Source organism: Xanthomonas sp. 10-10, assembly GCF_040182365.1.
Taxonomy (GTDB): domain Bacteria; phylum Pseudomonadota; class Gammaproteobacteria; order Xanthomonadales; family Xanthomonadaceae; genus Xanthomonas; species Xanthomonas arboricola_F.
The window spans coordinates 4,628,879-4,646,435 of sequence record NZ_CP144460.1 but is presented as its reverse complement, the minus strand read 5'-3'; the positions used below and the strand labels follow the sequence as shown (position 1 = coordinate 4,646,435).

At 67.0% G+C, this 17,557-nt stretch carries 17 protein-coding genes and 1 other RNA gene; 8 read left to right on the top strand and 10 right to left on the bottom strand.

Annotated elements, in window-relative coordinates; translation table 11 throughout:
* Positions 1–3 precede the first annotated feature (3 nt).
* Positions 4–399, bottom strand: a complete 396-nt coding sequence (locus VZ068_RS19625) for a Rap1a/Tai family immunity protein (protein WP_259157162.1) — start codon at positions 397–399, stop codon at positions 4–6.
* Positions 400–534: 135 nt separating this feature from the next.
* Between VZ068_RS19625 and VZ068_RS19620 the strand changes: the two genes are divergently transcribed.
* The 3 genes from VZ068_RS19620 (at position 535) to rarD (ending at position 2,725) form a co-directional block, all read left to right on the top strand.
* Positions 535–611, top strand: a non-coding RNA gene (locus VZ068_RS19620) — sX9 sRNA.
* Positions 612–914: 303 nt separating this feature from the next.
* A complete protein-coding gene (yedA, locus tag VZ068_RS19615; RefSeq protein WP_046965234.1) occupies positions 915–1,811 on the top strand; it encodes a drug/metabolite exporter YedA in 897 nt (298 codons plus the stop codon).
* Positions 1,808–2,725, top strand: a complete 918-nt coding sequence (gene rarD / locus VZ068_RS19610) for an EamA family transporter RarD (RefSeq protein WP_349656238.1) — start codon at positions 1,808–1,810, stop codon at positions 2,723–2,725. Before yedA ends, rarD begins: the two co-directional genes overlap by 4 nt.
* A gap of 48 nt (positions 2,726–2,773) precedes the next feature.
* On the opposite strand, the gene VZ068_RS19605 is transcribed toward rarD, so the two are convergent.
* The 5 genes from VZ068_RS19605 to VZ068_RS19585 form a co-directional block, all read right to left on the bottom strand.
* Entirely contained in the window at positions 2,774–3,889 is a 1,116-nt protein-coding gene (locus VZ068_RS19605; RefSeq protein WP_349656237.1) for an alpha/beta hydrolase, read from the bottom strand.
* Positions 3,890–4,058: 169 nt separating this feature from the next.
* Entirely contained in the window at positions 4,059–5,384 is a 1,326-nt protein-coding gene (locus tag VZ068_RS19600; protein WP_349656236.1) for an ABC transporter permease, read from the bottom strand.
* A 7-nt stretch (positions 5,385–5,391) separates the two neighbouring features.
* Complete coding sequence (locus tag VZ068_RS19595; RefSeq protein ID WP_259167029.1) at positions 5,392–6,552, bottom strand: ABC transporter permease; 1,161 nt, start codon at positions 6,550–6,552, stop codon at positions 5,392–5,394.
* Between the two features lie 12 nt (positions 6,553–6,564).
* Positions 6,565–7,254, bottom strand: a complete 690-nt coding sequence (locus VZ068_RS19590; RefSeq protein ID WP_259157154.1) for an ABC transporter ATP-binding protein — start codon at positions 7,252–7,254, stop codon at positions 6,565–6,567.
* Positions 7,255–7,626: 372 nt separating this feature from the next.
* Positions 7,627–8,871: an efflux RND transporter periplasmic adaptor subunit gene (locus tag VZ068_RS19585; protein ID WP_349656235.1), complete on the bottom strand. Its 1,245-nt coding sequence runs from the start codon at positions 8,869–8,871 to the stop codon at positions 7,627–7,629.
* A 433-nt stretch (positions 8,872–9,304) separates the two neighbouring features.
* On the opposite strand from VZ068_RS19585, the gene VZ068_RS19580 reads away from it, so the two are divergent.
* From VZ068_RS19580 to VZ068_RS19570, 3 genes are all read left to right on the top strand, one after another.
* A complete protein-coding gene (locus VZ068_RS19580; protein ID WP_349656234.1) occupies positions 9,305–10,492 on the top strand; it encodes a sensor histidine kinase in 1,188 nt (395 codons plus the stop codon).
* An 88-nt stretch (positions 10,493–10,580) separates the two neighbouring features.
* Positions 10,581–11,183 carry a response regulator transcription factor gene (locus tag VZ068_RS19575; RefSeq protein ID WP_259167026.1) on the top strand — a complete coding sequence of 201 codons (603 nt, stop codon included), beginning with the start codon at positions 10,581–10,583 and terminating at the stop codon, positions 11,181–11,183.
* Between the two features lie 353 nt (positions 11,184–11,536).
* The gene (locus VZ068_RS19570) at positions 11,537–12,325 is read left to right on the top strand and encodes a ThuA domain-containing protein (RefSeq protein WP_349656233.1); all 789 of its coding nucleotides are present in this window, start codon (positions 11,537–11,539) and stop codon (positions 12,323–12,325) included.
* A 325-nt stretch (positions 12,326–12,650) separates the two neighbouring features.
* Here VZ068_RS19570 and VZ068_RS19565 read toward each other — a convergent pair whose 3' ends face one another.
* Together VZ068_RS19565 and VZ068_RS19560 are read right to left on the bottom strand one after the other, a co-directional pair.
* Complete coding sequence (locus VZ068_RS19565) at positions 12,651–13,193, bottom strand: cytochrome b (RefSeq protein ID WP_349656232.1); 543 nt, start codon at positions 13,191–13,193, stop codon at positions 12,651–12,653.
* The gene (locus VZ068_RS19560) at positions 13,190–14,281 is read right to left on the bottom strand and encodes a catalase family peroxidase (protein ID WP_349656231.1); all 1,092 of its coding nucleotides are present in this window, start codon (positions 14,279–14,281) and stop codon (positions 13,190–13,192) included. The genes VZ068_RS19565 and VZ068_RS19560 overlap by 4 nt, the downstream gene beginning before the upstream one ends.
* A gap of 148 nt (positions 14,282–14,429) precedes the next feature.
* On the opposite strand from VZ068_RS19560, the gene VZ068_RS19555 reads away from it, so the two are divergent.
* Entirely contained in the window at positions 14,430–14,960 is a 531-nt protein-coding gene (locus VZ068_RS19555) for a sigma-70 family RNA polymerase sigma factor (protein ID WP_349656230.1), read from the top strand.
* Positions 14,957–15,715: an anti-sigma factor gene (locus tag VZ068_RS19550; RefSeq protein WP_349656229.1), complete on the top strand. Its 759-nt coding sequence runs from the start codon at positions 14,957–14,959 to the stop codon at positions 15,713–15,715. The genes VZ068_RS19555 and VZ068_RS19550 overlap by 4 nt, the downstream gene beginning before the upstream one ends.
* 85 nt (positions 15,716–15,800) lie before the next feature.
* Here VZ068_RS19550 and VZ068_RS19545 read toward each other — a convergent pair whose 3' ends face one another.
* Both VZ068_RS19545 and VZ068_RS19540 read right to left on the bottom strand, forming a co-directional pair.
* Positions 15,801–16,160: a hypothetical protein gene (locus VZ068_RS19545; RefSeq protein ID WP_349656228.1), complete on the bottom strand. Its 360-nt coding sequence runs from the start codon at positions 16,158–16,160 to the stop codon at positions 15,801–15,803.
* A gap of 17 nt (positions 16,161–16,177) precedes the next feature.
* Positions 16,178–17,548 (bottom strand): leucyl aminopeptidase family protein, encoded by a 1,371-nt coding sequence (locus VZ068_RS19540; protein ID WP_259157137.1) that lies wholly within the window; start codon positions 17,546–17,548, stop codon positions 16,178–16,180.
* Positions 17,549–17,557 lie beyond the last annotated feature (9 nt).

Genomic DNA, 17,557 nt, shown 5'->3' with positions numbered 1-17,557 from the left:
GCTTTACGTGTTGCGTTTGCCACATGGATAGCGCTTGCGCAGTGCCTCGATGATCAGGCCGGGGGCCGCCTCGTCCAGGCGCGCATCGGGTAGCGCGACAAGGTCGGCGATGATGGCCTGCAGGTCCGGCAGGTCTGCCTGGCCCGCAGGCAGGCACCATTGCGTGCGATAGCTGGTGCTGGCCACGCCGAGCACATAGGCGCCGGCGCGACTGGCCGACACCATGACCTTGAGTTCGGGCTGGTTCGGCGCGTCGATCTCCGGCGCCAGCGAGCCGTCCAGCCCGGCCTCGATCAATTTGCGTCCACTGAGCTCCCACGGCTCGAGCGTACGTGCCGCTGCAGTGGTGGATAAGACGGTCAGGGCGGCCATGGCAAGCCAGGGAAGGCGACGCTGCATCTGCGCTCCGGCACGAGGGTTGAGCTGCACGATAGCGCGCGAAGCGGGCAAGGGCATGCATGCAGCGGCTCAGGGCAGCTATCGAAACGACCGTGCCCCTGCGCCAGGCGGTCGCGGCCGGTGCTTTGGTGCGGCATGTACCGCGCGTAGACTGCGGTTCCGAGCGCGCCTTGCACACCCACCTGACGATTGCCCGCTACGTGTTGGTAGCCGTTGCTGGAGCGACCAGCACAACGCGTGCGCGACCAGCAACGCGCGCGGCCGGTGCCCGGCAGTGGCAGGGACGGTCGATCGGTTGCAGTCCCTGCGCATGATCCACATCGCGCCTGTCGGCCGGCTCTTGCGTCGCGTCAAACAGCTGCTGCGGTTGCGCGCATCGACACGCCAGCGCTGCCGTAGTGGTGCCGCATGCCGTCCCTGCGCCTGGTACACGCTTGCCAGCTGCCCCCCAGCCGTCTTCGGGTTTGGGCAGGTGCTCTAGAATGGCGGCTTCCGCTGCACTTGGCTCTGTTCCGATGTCTTCCTCTCACGACGCTGCAGCGCCTGCGCGCAGCGGGCTGGTCGCTGTTGCGTTGCTGCTGGTCTATGTGGTCTGGGGCTCGACCTATCTGGCGATCCGGTTTGCGCTGGAAGGCGGCGCGCAGCCGCTGACGATGGTGTCCGGCGCGCGCTTCATCATCGCCGGCAGCGTGCTCTACAGCGTGCTGCGCTGGCGGGGCGTGGCGGCGCCGACGCGTGCGCAATGGAAGAACGTGGCCTTGATGGGCGCAGCGTTGCTGCTGCTGGGCAACGGCATGGTGGTGCTGGCAGAGCGCAGCGTGTCCTCGGGCTTGGCCGCCACGGCGGTGGCGTCGGTGCCGCTGTGGATGGCGCTATTCGGCGCGTTGCGCGGGCAGCACGCCAGCGGCGGCGAATGGCTGGGCATCGTGATCGGATTCGTGGGCGTGGTGTGGCTCAACGCCGGCAGCAGCCTCACCGCAACGCCGGGAGGATTGGTGTTGCTGCTGATCGCGCCGATCGGCTGGGCATTCGGCTCGGTGTGGTCGCGCGGACGCGATCTGCCGTCGCCCTTCATGACCGCCGCCGGGCAGATGCTGTGCGGCGGCGTGTTGCTGGTGAGCACCGGCCTGCTGATCGGCGAGCGCCCGCATGCCTGGCCAACGCCGCATGGACTGATGGCCGTGGCGTATCTGTGCGTGTTCGGCTCGATCGTGGCGTTCACCGCGTACGTGTGGCTGCTGCATCACGTACGCCCGGCGCTGGCCGGCAGCTATGCCTACGTCAATCCGGTGATTGCGGTGGCGTTGGGGGCGTGGCTGGGACATGAGCGCTTCACCGCGCACGACATCGGCGCGATGGCAGTGATTCTGGGTGGCGTGCTGGTGGTCACCCTGGCCAGGGCGCGGCGATGAGCGCGCCTGTGCCGGTGTCGGCGGTGGAAGCGCGGCGCGGTCTGCTGATGACCGCCGCGAGCTTTGTGATCTGGGGCCTGGTGCCGTTGTATTGGCATCTGCTCAAGGTGGTGCCGTCGCTGCAGATCATTGCGCACCGCATCGTGTGGAGCGCGCTGCTGGTGGTGGCTTGGCTGGTGGCGAGCTCGGGGCTGCGTTGGTGGCGCACGATCGCCGCGCAGCCGCGCGCGTTGTGGATGCTGGCCGCCAGCAGCGTGGCGATTGCCTTCAATTGGGGCCTGTATATCTGGGCCATCAACGCCGGGCATGTGATCGAAGCCAGCCTGGGCTACTTCATCAATCCACTGCTGAGCGTATTGCTGGGCGTGCTGGTGCTGAAAGAGCGCCTGCGCGGCATCCAGTGGCTGGCGGTGGCGTGCGCCGCCATCGGCGTGCTGTGGCTGACCATCGATGCCGGCGCACCGCCGTGGATCGCGCTGGGGCTGGCGGTCTCGTTCGGCCTCTACGGATTGCTGCGCAAGCTGGTGGCAGTGGACCCGGTGGCCGGCCTGGGCGTGGAAAGCGTGTATCTGTTCTTGCCGGCACTGCTGCTGGCGGCCTGGGGCGAGCAGGGCCACGGCGGCGCGTTCTTCAGCGGCTGGGATCTGCGGACCGATCTGCTGCTGATCTTCGGCGGCGTGGTGACGGCAGTGCCGCTGATCGGATTTGCGTACGGCGTGCGGCGCATCCCGCTGTCGCTGGTGGGCATCCTGCAGTACATCGGGCCGAGCCTGCAGTTGTTGCTGGGGGTGTGGTTCTTCCATGAGCCGTTCGACCAGGGGCGTGCGATCGGCTTCGCTGCGATCTGGATCGGGCTGCTGCTGTTCGTCGGCGACAGCGTGCTGCGCGCGCGGCAGCCGGTACCGGCGCGCTGAGCGGGTGCCGGGCGGCGTCCTGTACACAGGACGCAGCGGCTGCGGCGATCAGCTACTGGGCACCGGTACCGGCATCGCAACCGCCAGCGTGGAGGTCGGCAGTGCCTGCGGGGCAGGGCAGTGGCCCGGGCTTTGTTGAACCTGCGCCAGCCAGTGGTCGATCGGTGCGCCGAGCAGGTCCAGCCGCAACGGGAGGCTCAGATGCGTTTCGCCGGGCAACTCGACGTAATGCGCGCGCGTGCTGACCAGCGCCAGGGCGCGGCCATGCGCCACCGGAATGTGCTGGTCGGCATCGCCATGCAGCAGCAGCACGCAGCTGCGCGTGTCGGCCAGCGCCTGCGCCACATCGACGTGGTCCAGATCCAGCTTGAGCTGGGTGTCGGCGGCGGCGATCACCGCATCCAGATTCTGGTCGGCATAGCGCCAGCGCGCATACGCCGCCACCGCGTGCCCGCGCCAGCCGCTGGGCTGGCTGGTCAGCAGATGCGGCACCATGTCGCGGATGCCGCGCCCGGCGTTGGCGAAGGATTCCATCGCCACCACGCCGGCCACGCGCGGCCCAAGCTTGTCGGCAGTGAACAGCGCGGTGGCCGCGCCATAGGAAATGCCGAACAGATACAGTGGCCCGTGGATTTCGCCGCGCGGCTGCAGTGCGTTGATGACATCGATCACGTCGTCGGACTCGCGCGTGCCGTAGCCCGACGGCCCGCCGCCGGAATGGCCGTGGTTGCGCAGATCGATGGTGATCACCCGGTAGCCGGCCTGTGCCAGTTGCAGCGACCACGGCAACAGCGAATCGCCGTCCATCATCCAGCCGTGCAGCACCACCACGGTGCCACGCGGCGCTGGCGGCGGCACGTGGGGTACGCTGAAGCTGAAATCTACATCCAGCGCATGCGCCGGGTCGTTGCGCTGGCCCAGGTAGCGGTAGCGCATGGCGTACTGACCCGGATCGATCGCACGCCAGAAGATCGGCACCTGATCGCGCGTGGTCACGTGGCCGCTGCGGCTGGGCACCGTGGCGATGGTGGCGGCGATGCGTTCTTCGTCCAGCAACGGCGACACGCCGCCGGGCGCGACCAGGCGCTCGCTGAGCGAGGTGGAGGACGAAGAACAGCCGGCCAGCCACAGGCAGGCGCAGGCCAGCAGAAACAGGCGCGTCATGGCAGTACATCGCTGGATCAAACGGCCGAGCAGGCTACGGCCTGCCCGGCCCGCGCATCTACCGCACTGCGGTGACAAAACGATGACAGCCTGCAATACATTCAGATACCGAAAGCACGCGCCTTGCTCGACTCTACGAATCCCGAATCCCGACGGGCCAAAGGCCCGCCTACACCTCACGCAATGCCGTGGTGATCGGCAAGCGCGCCGCCCGCAACGCCGGGAACAACCCCCCGACCAGGCCAATGCCCAGCGCCCATTTCAAGCCGCTCCACAGCAGCTCCGGCGACACCTTGAACTGGAACACCACCTGGCTGAAGTTGTTGCCCAGCGTGGAGACGGTATAGCCGTTGAACACCGCCCAGGCGATCAATCCGCCCAGCAACCCGCCCAGCAGTGCCAGCAACATGGTTTCCAGCATCAGCGCCATGATCACCGGCGTGCCGCGAAACCCGATCGCGCGCATCGTGGCGATCTCGCGCGCACGCGTGGCCACCGCCGCGTACATGGTGTTGAGCGCGCCGAACACCGCGCCCACCGCCATGATCGCGCCGATCACCGTGCCCAGGATGCTGATCAACCTGTTCAACCCGCCGCCCTGCTTGCCGTAATACGCGCGGGTGGTTTCCACATCCAGCTTGAGCCGCGGGTCGGCCGCCATGGCCGTCTTGAACTGATCGAAGCCGGCCTTGCCGGCGGTACGCACGGTGATCGACTGGTACGCGCGGCGGTTGTAGGTGGTGGCCAGCGTCTGCGCATCGGTCCACATCTCCGAGTCGTGCGCATCGCCGGAGGCGAACACGCCCACCACCGTCCATTGCTGGCTGCCCAGGGTCAGCGTGTTGCCCAGCTCCAGGCCGCGGAACTGGTTCAACGCGCCCTTGCCGACCACCATCTCGCGCAGGCCGGTGGTGAAGCGGCGGCCCTGCACGATCTTGACCTTGTCGTGCACGCCCCAGGCCTGCTCGCCCACGCCACGCAACTGCGCGTTGACGTCGGTGCCATCGGAGCGCGAGGCGATGTTGACCACCTGCGACAACTCCGGCGATACCATCGGGCGCCCGTTGGCATCGGCGGCAATGCCGGGCAGGCTGCCGATCAGCGGCACCAGGTCGCGGGTGATCACCGAGTTGGTTTCCGCCTGCGAGCCGCCACGCAAGACGATCGCGGTGGTGTCGTCGCCGGTGCTGTTGAGCGTGGCCTGGAAGCCCTGGCCCATCGCCAGCATCGCCACCAGCACGCCGACCACGCCGGCAATGCCGACCACGATCACCGACGTGGACCCCCAGCGTTGCGGCAGGCTGGCGATGCCGATGCGCGCGGCCGCCAGCGACAGGCGGCCCGTGCGCGTGACCGCCAGCCACACCGCCAGCAGCACCGCGATCGGCAGCAACCACATCCACGGCAGCACGATCCACAGCCCCAGGCCGAGCGCCAGCAGCACGATGGACAACAAGGTAACGCCACGATCTTTCCATTTGCGTTGCATGTGCATGCTCCTGTCAGCGGCCGGCGAGGGCATCGACGATCTTCAAGCGCTGCGCGCGTAACGCCGGCAGCACACCCACCACGATGCCGATGCCGGCCATCAGGCCAAACGCCACCAGCCAGGTCTGCAGCGGCACGGTCTGGGTGGGCATCAGCCCGCCGCTGCGCGCGGACACCGCAGGGATGACCAAGGCTGCCAGGCCCATGCCGATCAGGCCACCCAGGCCGATCAACAACACCGATTCGATCATCACCAGGCTCAGCACCGTGCGATCCTGAAAGCCCAGCGTCTTGAGTGTGGCCAGCTCCGGAATGCGCTCGCGTACCGCCTGCGCCATGGTGTTGCCGGTCAGCAGCAGCAAGGTGAAGAACACCGCGGCCATGATCGAGGTGACGATCAGCCCGATATCGGCAAACTGCTTGACGAAGGCCTGCTGAAACGCCGATTCGGTTTGCGATTTGGTCTCGTGATCGGAGTTGGCCGACAACGCATCGATGGCCTGCGCCACGCGCGAGGCCTGGTCGGGGTTGCTCAGGGTCACCGTCAACCAGCTCACCTGGTTCTTGATGTAGTCGTTGGATTCGTCGAAGTATTTCCAGTTCATCATCAACTGGCGCTCCTGATTGGCCGCCACGGTGCGGTCTTTCACACGAAAGATGCCGACCAGTTGCAGCGGCCAGTCGTTGCTGCCGCCGCGCGGGAAGATGGTGGCCTGCAACGGGATGGTGTCGCCGAGCTTCCAGCCGAATTCCTTGGCCAGGGTTTCGCCGACCACCGCGCCGGTGCGCGTGGTCTGGAACGCCTTGAGCTGGTCCTTGGGCAGCGCGTATTCGCTGTAGACATCGAAAAAGTTCGGCGCCACCGAAAAGTTGGCGAAGAAGTTCTTCGGGTCGCGATAGATGCCGCCGAACCACATCGCCGAGGTCACATCGCGTACGCCCGGCACGCTGCGCACCTGCGCTTCCAGCCGGATCGGTAGCGACTGGGTGATCGACAGGCGCGAGGCCACCACCAGGCGGTCGACGCCGCTGACGCTGCCGCCGGAGTTGAAGGCCACGCGTACCGAATCCAGCATGCCGAACAATAAGAACGCAGCCACCACAGACAACAAGGTCAGCAAGGTCCGCGTCTTGCTGCGGAACAACTGCGCCCATACCAGCGAGAAATACTTCATGGCAGCGCTCCCTTAGAGCGCGAGTGGCGCGTCGGCCAGCTCGCCCTTGTCCAGATGGATGGTGTGGGTGGCGTACTCGGCAGCCTTGGGGTCGTGGGTGACCATGACGATGGTCTTGCCGTGCTCGCGGTTGAGTTCCTGCAGCAGGCGCAGGATTTCTTCGGCATTGTGGCGGTCCAGATCGCCGGTGGGCTCGTCGCAGATCAGAAAGGTCGGGTCGGACACGATGGCGCGCGCAATCGCCACGCGCTGCTGCTGGCCGCCGGACAACTCGCTGGGCTTGTGGTTGCGGCGTTCCTGCAGGCCCACCAGGGTCAAGGCGATCTCCGCATTGCGCTTGCGCTGGCCGGCATTGAGCGAGGTCAGCAGCAGCGGCAATTCCACATTCTTCTGCGCGGTGAGCATCGGCATCAGGTTGTAGAACTGGAACACGAAGCCGACGTGGTGGCTGCGCCAGGTGGCGAGTTGCCCACCACTCATGCGGTCGATGCGCTCGCCTTCGATTTCGATCTCGCCTCCGCTGGGGGTGTCCAGCCCGCCGATCAGGTTGAGCAAGGTGGTCTTGCCCGAACCGGACGGGCCCATCAACGCAACGAAATCGCCGGCGGCGATTTCCAGATCGATGCCGTGCAGCACCTGCACCTGCTCCGGGCCGCGTTGGTAGGTCTTGGTGATGTTGCGCAAGCTGACGAGAGCGGTCATGGCGACTCCTGGCGATGCAATGGGATGAGGAAGCGGTGCGGCACAGCGACTGCGACTGCAAGAGCGGCGATGCGATGCACGACGACGGTAAGGCGATCAAGCGGCAGCGCGTTGCTGCGCGGTGTGCGAGGCGAGCCAACCCAGCCGGATCGCCGTATGCAGCACTCGCGGGTAACCTCGTGTTCGATGCCGTTCGAAGCCCTTCAAACAGCACAACAACCTGCTTCAGGCCGATGGGCTGGATCGCGTTCGGCTCTCCAGCGAGGATGTTTCATTGCAGCAAGCCCATCCGGATGCAGCGTGGTGGGGACAACATCGCTACGGTGCTGCGAGCGATAACGCGGACCGGCGCTGTGTTCGCCGGGCCAGCCATTACTGCGCAGCGTCCGCATCCGCTTCGGCCACGGTGTCGCCATCCTTCAATGCCGTTGGCGGGTTGAGCACCACACTGTCGCCGGCACGCAATCCGGACACCACCTGGCGGTCTTCGCCCATGGTCATGCCGGTGGTGACGGCGCGCTCGCTGACCGCGTTGCGCTCGCCGACCACGAAGGCCACGGTGCGCGTATCGCGTTCGACCAGCGCCGCTGCGGGCACGCGCACGCCTTGCGGCTTGGCGGCTTCCTGCGGCTTGGCCTGCTCCAGAAAGCTCACCCGCACGCCCATTTCCGGCACGATGCGCGGGTCCTTGACCTTGAGCGCCACGCGCACTTTCACCGTCGCCTTGCCGCGGTCTGCGGTAGGGATGATGGCGATCACCTCGCCAGGAATCTTCCATTCCGGGTAGGCGTTGAGCACCGCTTCCACGGGCATCTTCGGCTGCACCCGGCCGATATACGACTCTCCCACTTCTACTTCGATTTCCAGCGATTCCATGTCCACGATGGTGCCGATGCCGGTGCGGGTGAAGCCGCCACCGGCAGACAGTGGCGAGACGATTTCGCCCGGTTGCGCCGCCTTGGCGGTGACCACGCCGGCAAACGGCGCGCGCACCACGTTGAAGTCCGAGCGGATGCCGGCGATGGCCAACTGGTCCGATGCCACCTGCACGTTGCGTTGCGCGTTCTGCAACTGCGCGCGCAATGCGTCGCGCTGCGCGGTGGCCTGTTCGTACTGCGAGCGCGACACCAGTTGCGCACCCACCAGCGATTGCAGGCGTGTGGCATCGGCATTGGCCACGGCCAGTTGCGCCTGCATGTTGTCGACCTGGCTGCGCGCGGCCGACAACTGCGATGCAGACAGCGTGCGCTGCGCATCGGCATCCAATGGGTCGAGCGTGGCCATCACCTGGCCCTGTTCGACGCGCATGCCTTCTTCGATCATCACTTCGCGCACCTTGCCGGTCACCTGCGCCGACACCGTGGCCATGCGGCGCGCCACCACATAGCCCGAGGCATCCAGCACCGAGGCGCTGCTGCTGCCGGCGCTGATCGCCACCACCGGCGCGGTCTGCACCTTCAGCACCGGTGTGCGCGTGAACCACCATGCGCCCACAGCCAGCACGATGACCACGACGATGGTGGCAATGATCCAGCCGGTGCGGCGCGCGGGCGGCGGCGTGGCAGGACGCTGGCGGTCGATGCGGAGTTGCTTGAGCAGATCGGCGGATGTGTTCATCGATAACCAGGACAGAAGGCTGCGCAGAATGTGACCGCCTGCAGGGCGCGCCGCAAGCTGCCGGAAGTCACCAACTGCAGCGAGGCGACCAACGGTCAGCCGGTACGGTGCAACTGCAAGGTGCTGCGCAGCATGCGGCTGGCCGGCCGCCGCGACCAGTGACAGGTGTCACCTGCATGCCATGACAGGCGCGACTGTGCGTAGCCCGCGCGAGCGAGCATGCTTGCGCCGAGGCCTGACTACCGACTCCGTTTGCGTTACGGGTGCCGCTCCACCATCAATGCGCTGGCTGCCGCGCCGCCGCAAGGCGTGCCATCCGCAGCCAGCTTCACTCCACATGCATGAGGCCGCTCACCCATCCTGTCCTGCCACGGAGCGCGCCCAGGCGAGCGCGGCGGTGGCAGAATCCGCTCACTCCCACGGATCCATTCCGATGCACCTGAGTCTCCCGACCTGGCTTCGTCCGGACGCAAATTCGCAAGTGGCCGCGCGCCTGGCGCAGGGCCAATCGCCGTGGATGGATGCGGTGCATCTGCTGTGGTCGGCCTGGGTGTTTGTGGTGCCGGTGTTTTCCACGCGCGGCTACGACAGCACCTGGTGGCTGTGCACGTTGCTGTCGTACCCGGTCTTCCTGTTGTTGTACGCGCGCATGTTGCTGGCGCCGCGCGGCACGCTGTACCGCTATGCCTGGGCGATGGGGGCGCTCAGCGCCGCGCTGCTGCCGGTGTACGCGTCGGGCATCAGCTACTTCGTATTTGCCTGCCTGAGCCTGCGCCCTTCCACGCGGCATGCGCTGTGGCGGCATTTCGCGATATTGGTGGTGATGAATGTGCTCTACCTGGGCTGGGCGCATTGGCTGGGGATGCGCCTGCAATCGCTGGTGTGGTTGCCGGTGTCGGTGCTGGGCATGGCAGCGGTGGGCGCGGTGTACAGCATCAACGAACGCAAGGATGCGCTGCTGCGGCTATCGCAGGACGAAGTGCGCCGGCTGGCCGCCACTGCCGAGCGCGAGCGCATCGGCCGCGATCTGCACGACCTGCTGGGCCACACCTTGTCGCTGGTGGCGCTCAAATCCGACCTGGCCGCGCGCCTGATCGAGCGCGATCCGCAGGCTGCACGGAACGAGATCGATGCGGTGGCGCAGATCTCTCGCGATGCACTGGCGCAGGTGCGGCGTGCGGTCACCGGCATCCGCGCCGCCGGGCTGGTGGCCGAGCTGGCATCGGCCAGGGTGCTGCTGGACATGGACGGCATCGCGCTGGAGCACACATTGGAGCCGCTGCCACTGCCGCCCGAGCACGAAACTGCGTTGGCGCTGGTGGTGCGCGAGGCGGCCACCAACGTGCAGCGTCACGCACAGGCACGGCGCGTGCGGGTGAGCCTGCGTGCCCATGGCCAACACGCATTGCTGGAAATCACCGACGACGGACGCGGTGGGGTGATCGTGCCCGGCAACGGCCTGGACGGCATGCGCGCACGCGTGCAGAGCGTGGGCGGTGCGTTGGAGGTGGAGGCCTTGCCGCGCGGCATGCGCCTGCGCGCCAGCGTGCCATTGCCGCAGTCCGCGTCGGAGCCGGCAAGTCCGCCGCTGTCCGCGCCGCTGATGCCGCAACCGCGCTGATCGCTCCTGGCTGGCGCAGCGCTGCCATGCACGTCATGCGTCAGCGCTGTTATCGTGCTCAGCCGTTGCACACAGACGAGCGCGCGCGATGATCCGGGTGTTGTTGGCCGAAGACCAGGCGCTGCTGCGCGGCGCCCTGGTGGCCCTGCTGGGGCTGGAAGAGGACATCGACGTGGTCGGCAGCGCCGGCGATGGCGAAGCCGCCTGGCGCGAGCTGCAGCGGTTGCAGCCGGATGTGCTGGTCACCGATATCGAGATGCCCGGGTTGAGCGGCCTGGAACTGGCGCAGCGCATCCAGCGTCAGGCGCTGCCGGTGCGGGTGATGATCGTCACTACCTTTGCCCGGCCAGGATTCCTGCGCCGCGCGCTGGAGGCCGGCGTAGCCGGCTATCTGCTCAAGGACGCGCCGGCCGAACAGTTGGTCAGTGCGCTGCGCCAGGTGCACCGGGGCGGCCGGGTGATCGACCCGCAACTGGCGATGGATGCCTGGGTGGAAGCCGACCCGTTGAGCGAGCGCGAACGCACCGTGCTGCGGCTGGCCGGCGAAGGCCGCTCGGCCAGCGAGATCGCACAGCAGCTGCAGCTCTCGCATGGCACCGTACGCAATTACCTGTCCGAGTGCATCGGCAAGTTGGGCGTTGCCAATCGCATCGAAGCGTATCGGTTGGCAAGGCAGAAAGGCTGGTTGTAGCTGCTGGTGGACGCCGCAGTACGTGATCGCCATCGGCGTGTTTAGCTTGCGGCATCGGCACAGTGCTGCTGAGCGCAGAGCGAACGCGGCCAGGGCGGTGAATCGGCAGAGATCCTGCGAGCGGCCGGTCGCCGCACTGCAGCCATGCATCTGGTGCGCGTGTGTGCGGCATCGTGTAAGCAAGCGCACTGCGACGTTGCACGCAGTGCGTGCTTTGCGATCGCGTCGATACGCAGCCGCCTGCATCGCCCATGCGCTCTGGCGCGAATCACAGCTATTCCAAATGCGTGCGAAGGCATGCCGTCGCCGCGCAGGTACACTGCCCGGCGATCGTCACCAACACGAGTAACTGCATGAAACCTGTGTGGCTGTTGGGCTTGCTGCTGATCTGCGCATTCAATGCATCGGCCGAGCAATTCAAGATTCTGGTGGCGGCTATCCCCAACCAGTACCACCACGATTACATCCCGGTGGCCAAACCGCAGTTCGAGGCGATGGCGCGCAAGCATTACGTCGAGATGGTGTGGGCATGGAATGCCAAGGCCTTCGATGGCGACCTCTCGCAATACGCAGCCATCGTGCTGCTCAATACGCCGGCCACCGATCTGGATCCTGCCCAGCGGGCCAACTTCCAGAAATACGTGCGCAACGGCGGCGGCGTGGTGTTGGTGCACAAGGCATTTGCGATCAGGCGCGGCGAGTGGGAGTGGTACGACCATCTGATCGGCCGCTCGTTCCGCACCCATCCGTACATGCAGACCGCGATGGTGGACGTGGTAGAGGCCAATTTCCCCGCCACCGCGGGCCTGCCCAAGCGCTGGGTGTGGAGCGACGAGTGGTACGAATACGACCCGCCCTACAGCGACGATCTGGTCACGCTGCTGACGGTGGATGAAACCAGCTACGACCCAACGCTGATCTGGCCGGGCCAGGTCGCCAAGGGCATGGGCAAACACCACCCGGTGGCGTGGTACCACCATTTCGAAGGCGGCCGTGTCTTCGCAACGGCGCTTGGTCATCTGGCCGAGGCGTACAACGACCCGCGCTATCTGGAGCATCTGTACGGCGGGATTTACTGGGCAGCGACCGGCAAGGGCATCGCAGCGCCGGAATCTGCGACAAAAGCAAAACGCGCCCGCTGAACCACCGCGCTCTTGCATACATGCAGGACGAAACCGAGCCGCGCTGCGTCAATGCGAAGCGCAAGGCTGGGTTGCGCAGCTCTCTGCCAACCGAAGTGCCGAGCGTGATAAAGCCCCTCTCCCACGGGAGAGGGGGTGGGGCGAGTGGACGGGGCGAAGCCACGCGTGTGGCTCCAACCGCAATAGGCTCCGCCCCTCCCCTCATCCGCCCCGTGGGGCACCTTCTCCCGGCGGGAGGAGGGAATTTGGCGCTGCCGCTGAATGCAGTGGACCATCTGCCGATCTCTCGCAGCTCTCCGTCAATCCACGATCAACCTAAACCCTGTCAACGCGCAGACCGCTCCCCACGCGCCATGCTCGAAAACACGCCGTCGCGGCGCACCCACGCATGGAACAGCGCCGCGCTCAGATGCCCCAGCACGGTGGCGAACAGCAGATACGCCAGCCAGCCATGCGCCGTGCGTAGCCACGCATACAGCGCCGGGTCGTGCGGAGCGATCGCCGGCAGGTTCGCGCCGGGCCACAGCACGATCGGGTAGCCACCGGCCGACAGCATCGCCCAGCCGATCAACGGCATGCCCAGCATCAACGCATACAACAGCCAGTGCGAGGCGATCGCGGCGGCCTTCTGCCAGGCAGGCAAATCCGCAGGCAGTGCCGGCGGCCGATGGCGCAGGCGGTTGATCAGGCGCAGCACCGCCAGGACCAGGATCGCGATACCCAACGGGCGATGCAGATCGATCAACCACGGCCGTTGCGTCACCGAGGCGACCATGCCGACACCGACGAACAGCATGGTCAGGATCATCGCGGCCATCAGCCAATGCAGCACGCGCGCGGGCAGGTTGAAGTGCGTCGGACGGCTCATTGATGGGCTCCCTGGCCGGTGGCGGCACTGCCCTTGCCGCTGGCGATCTCGCGCTCGCGGCGGTTGAACGACTGCGAATACACCGACGAGCGCGCGGCCAGGATCGGGTCGTTGGAGGCGGCAAGGCCCTTGGGCAGGATCAGCGGATCGTAGTTCAGATCGCGGCACGGCCCGTTGGCCTGCGGTTGCGCATGATTCAGGGTCAGCGTCCCGGCCACGATCTGCTTGCGGCTCTCCGGCCACGGCTGCGAGGGATCATCCACCGCATCGCCGGGTTCGGCCACGGTCAACACCATGTCCCAGCGCAACGGCCCCTGCGCCAGCCGCGCATCCAGGTCGGTGGCGAGAAAATCGCCATCGGCCTGCTTGCGTTGCTCGGCGCTCAATTCCTTGAACGGCGTATGCGGGCGCATCGACCAACGGATGTAGCGCTCGCGCCCATCCGCTGCGATCGCGCGGAACGCATTGACGCCGTTGTACTGCGTGTTGGCCCAGCTATCCGACCACGGTGCGGTCTTGGCCCACTGCTGGAACTTGGCGGCCTCTGGATATTGCTTGCCGAAGGCGGCCAGTTTTTCCGGATCCGGTTTGCCAGTGGCCGGGTCCGGCTTGGAGGCCACATTCAGGGCCTGGAAGCCGGCCGGCGTGGCCACCACGAAGAACGGAAAGCTGTTCATGGCGGTGCGCCATTCCTGCCCGTCGTCGCTGCGCAACAGCAGCGCCATGCTGCGCACGCGCGCCGCGCCATCGGCGCCATGCGGGTCGCCGCCGCCGATCGACATGCGCCCCAGCACCGGCGTGCTGGCCTGGCTGAAGATGCGCGCCGACGACAGCCAGCTCGCCTTGCCGCTGGACTGGAATTGCCCGCTCACGCACACGCCCTTGGTATGCGCACGCCGAAAGCCCGGATGCGGCGGCCCGCTGGATTCGATGGTATCGGTCATGCGCGCGGCGGTGAGCCGGTCGCCGCCGATCCAGCCGGCGGTCCAGGCAAACGCGATGGCGATCCCACCGGCGATGGCAGCAATGCCCAGCAACGGGAGCACCGGGCGGCGCGTGTGTCCGGGGGAGGGAGGTGGCAACGTCATGGCTGGCTCCGAGTGGATGGATGGAGTGAGACGGCGCGTAGACCCATCTATTCCACGACCGTGCATGCGGTGCGAGACGTTCGCTGCAGGCAGGGAATAATCCTCCTCCCGGCGCGTCCATATCGTGATGCCACTGCCACCACTGCCCATGCATGAGCTCGACGACACCCAGCTACAGGCGGTGCTGCCCCCGTTGCGGCGTTTTGCGCGTTCGCTCGCCGGCGAACCGGCCGCTGCCGACGATCTCGTGCAGGCCACCCTGGAGCGCGCACTACGCCGCTGGCGCACCCGCCATACCAGCGATGCCTTGCAGCCCTGGCTGTTCGCCATCCTGTACCGGCAGTTCCTAGACGGAAAGCGGCGTGCCGCGCGCTGGCAACGCGTGCTTGGCCTGTTCTCGGCGCAACAGGAGAGCCAATCCGCCTCCGCCGAACGGGTGCATGCTGGCAGGACCTTACTCGCCAGCCTTGGCCAGTTGCCACCGGAGCAACGCGCACTGCTGTTGCTGGTCAGCGTGGAGGGTTTCAGTTACCGCGAGGTGGCCGATACCCTCGGCATCCCGATCGGCACGGTGATGTCGCGTCTGTCGCGGGCCCGCGACCGCCTGCGGCTGCTCAATGAAGGTGCGACGGCACCGAAGACCGTCTCGCCGGAACCGGCGTTGAGGATCCTGAAATGACGCGCCCGACGCCCACCGAGCATGATCTGCACGCCTACGTCGATGGTCGCCTGGACGCCGATGCGCGCGCCTGGGTGTCGGCCTGGTTGCAGGCGCATCCCGACACCGCCTCACGCGTGGCCGGCTGGAAGCGTGACGCCGAGGCATTGCGCGCGGCCTATGCAGGTCCGCAGCTGGTTGAGTCCACTGCCTTGGTGACACCGGCAGCCGTGCGTCGCCGCCTGCAGCAGCGACGGCGCACCATCGCCGGTGTGGCAGCCAGCTGCGTCTTGGCGCTGGGTCTGGGCACCGGGCTGGGCTGGCAGCTGCGTGAGCGCCAATTGGCCAGCCAGCGTGTTCCGATGGCCGATGCCGTGGCCGCGTATCGCCTGTTTGCCGATGCCGAAGTTGGTGCGCATCAGGGCGTGGCATTGGACGTGCGGCGCCGCAGCGAGCTGGAGCCGTGGTTACGCGCGCATTTCGGCCGCGCCGGCGCCGTGCCGGATCTGCGTGCGCAGGGCTATACGCTGCATGGGGGGCAGTTGCTTTCCACACCGGAAGGCGCGGCCGCGATGCTGGTGTATAGCGATGCCGACGGCGCGCGCATTGGTCTGTATCTGCGTCCACGCAGCGGGCCGATGCCGACTGGCGAACGTCGCGATGGCCGGCTGTTGGCGCAGTACTGGGCTGAAGGCGAAACCGCATTTGCCTTGGTCGGCCCGGCCACCCAGACACGCATGCGCACGATTGCGCCGTTGTTGCGCTCGCCGGGGTAGTGGCTGGTGGGAACGCCTGCTACATCGCCAGCGACCAGCAAGGAGTCAGTCGCCGCCGAGGCGGGTCTTGCTGCCGATGTCCGGATCAAGGCGGCAGTAAGGGAGCGGAGTGTGCCGGCTCAAAGGCAATGCACTGGATCATGCCGTCCTTCAGCATCACCCAATAGCCCGCGTCGTCGATCGGGTAATACCACGCTTGAAGCGTTTGCCCTTTGGAGACCGCAACGCAGTGCGTTGGGCCGCCCTTGAGATAGGTAGTCGGGTTGCTGACAAGCAGCTGTTGTGTGATGGCAGGGGTACCAAGAAGATCAACCAACCGCGACCGACTTCCGCCATTCTCGCCGAGGAGGTGCAGGTTTTCCCGCCACGCGTTCGAACGCGGCGTCTCGGCATGCAAGAGAAACGAAAACGTCGCTATCGTCAGTGCGAGAAAGGCGCGTTTCATTTCCCGGCCGATGCCGCTCAGCCGCCGTAGCGTTGCTGCAGCATCGCAAATGCCGAGCGCAGCGCCAGCGCTTCGCCGCCGGCGGGGCGGCCTGGGCGGTCGCTGTCGTTCCAGGCGTAGACGTCCAGATGCGCCCATGGCTGGCCTGGTGCCACGAAGCGCTCCAGATACAGCGCCGCGGTCACCGCGCCGGCCATGCGCGAGCCGGCATTGGCCATGTCGGCCACATGGCTGTTGAGATAGCGCAGGTACGGCCGCCACAACGGCATGCGCCAGACCGGGTCGCGGGTCTGCTCGCCGGCGCTGATCCAGGCCTGTGCCAATGCATCGTCGTTGGCGAACAGGGCTGGCAGATCCGGGCCCAGCGCGATGCGTGCGGCACCGGTGAGCGTGGCGAAATCCAGGATCAGGTCCGGGCGCTGTTCGGTGGCGTAGCTCAGCGCATCGCACAGCACCAGGCGGCCTTCGGCATCGGTGTTGTCCACTTCCACCGTGACGCCGGCGCGGGTGGTGATGACTTCGCCCGGGCGGAACGCATCCGGGCCGACCGCGTTTTCCACCGCGGCGATCAACAGGGTCAGCCGCACCGGCAACTGCTGCGCCATCACCAGGCCAGCCAGCGCCAACGCATGCGCCGCGCCGCCCATATCCTTCTTCATGTTGCGCATGCCATCGGCGGGCTTGAGATCCAGCCCGCCGGTGTCGAAGCACACGCCCTTGCCGACCAGCACCAGATGCGGATGCGCGGCGTCGCCCCACTGCAGCTGGATCAGCCGCGGCGCACGATGCGAGGCGCGGCCCACGGCGTGGATGGTGGGGAAGTTCTGCGCCAGCAGCGCATCGCCCACGATCGCCTCCACCTGCGCGCCGTGGGCCTGCGCCACTGCGCGGGTGGCGTCTTCCAGTTGCTGCGGGCCCATGTCTTCAGTCGGCGTATTGACCCAGTCGCGCACCTGCAGGCACGCAGCAATCAGTGCGCGCGTGGCGGCCGATGGCGTGGCCGCCAACTCGGCCGGTGCGCGCGGCACCTTGCGGTAGCGCGCGAAGCGATAGGCACCCAGCCCCCACCCCAGATGCAGCAACCCCAGTTCGGCGTCGCTCAGGCTGTTGGCCAGCGTCCAGCGGCTGGCTGGCGGCAGCGCCATCGGTGCATGCGCATAGGCATATGCATCGGCGCGGTCGCCGACGCCCACGATCGCGCCGGCCAGGCCCTGGTCGCCGGGCAGCAACAACACGCTACCGGGCGCGGCATCGAAGCGCTGCGCCTGCGCCCACGCCAGCACCCGCGTGGGCTGCTCGGCGCACCAGCGCGCAAAGCCCTCGCGGTCGAGCACATACAGCGGCAGCGCGGCGGCGGCGGGATCGGTGAAACCGGTGAGGTGCGACATGGACATCCT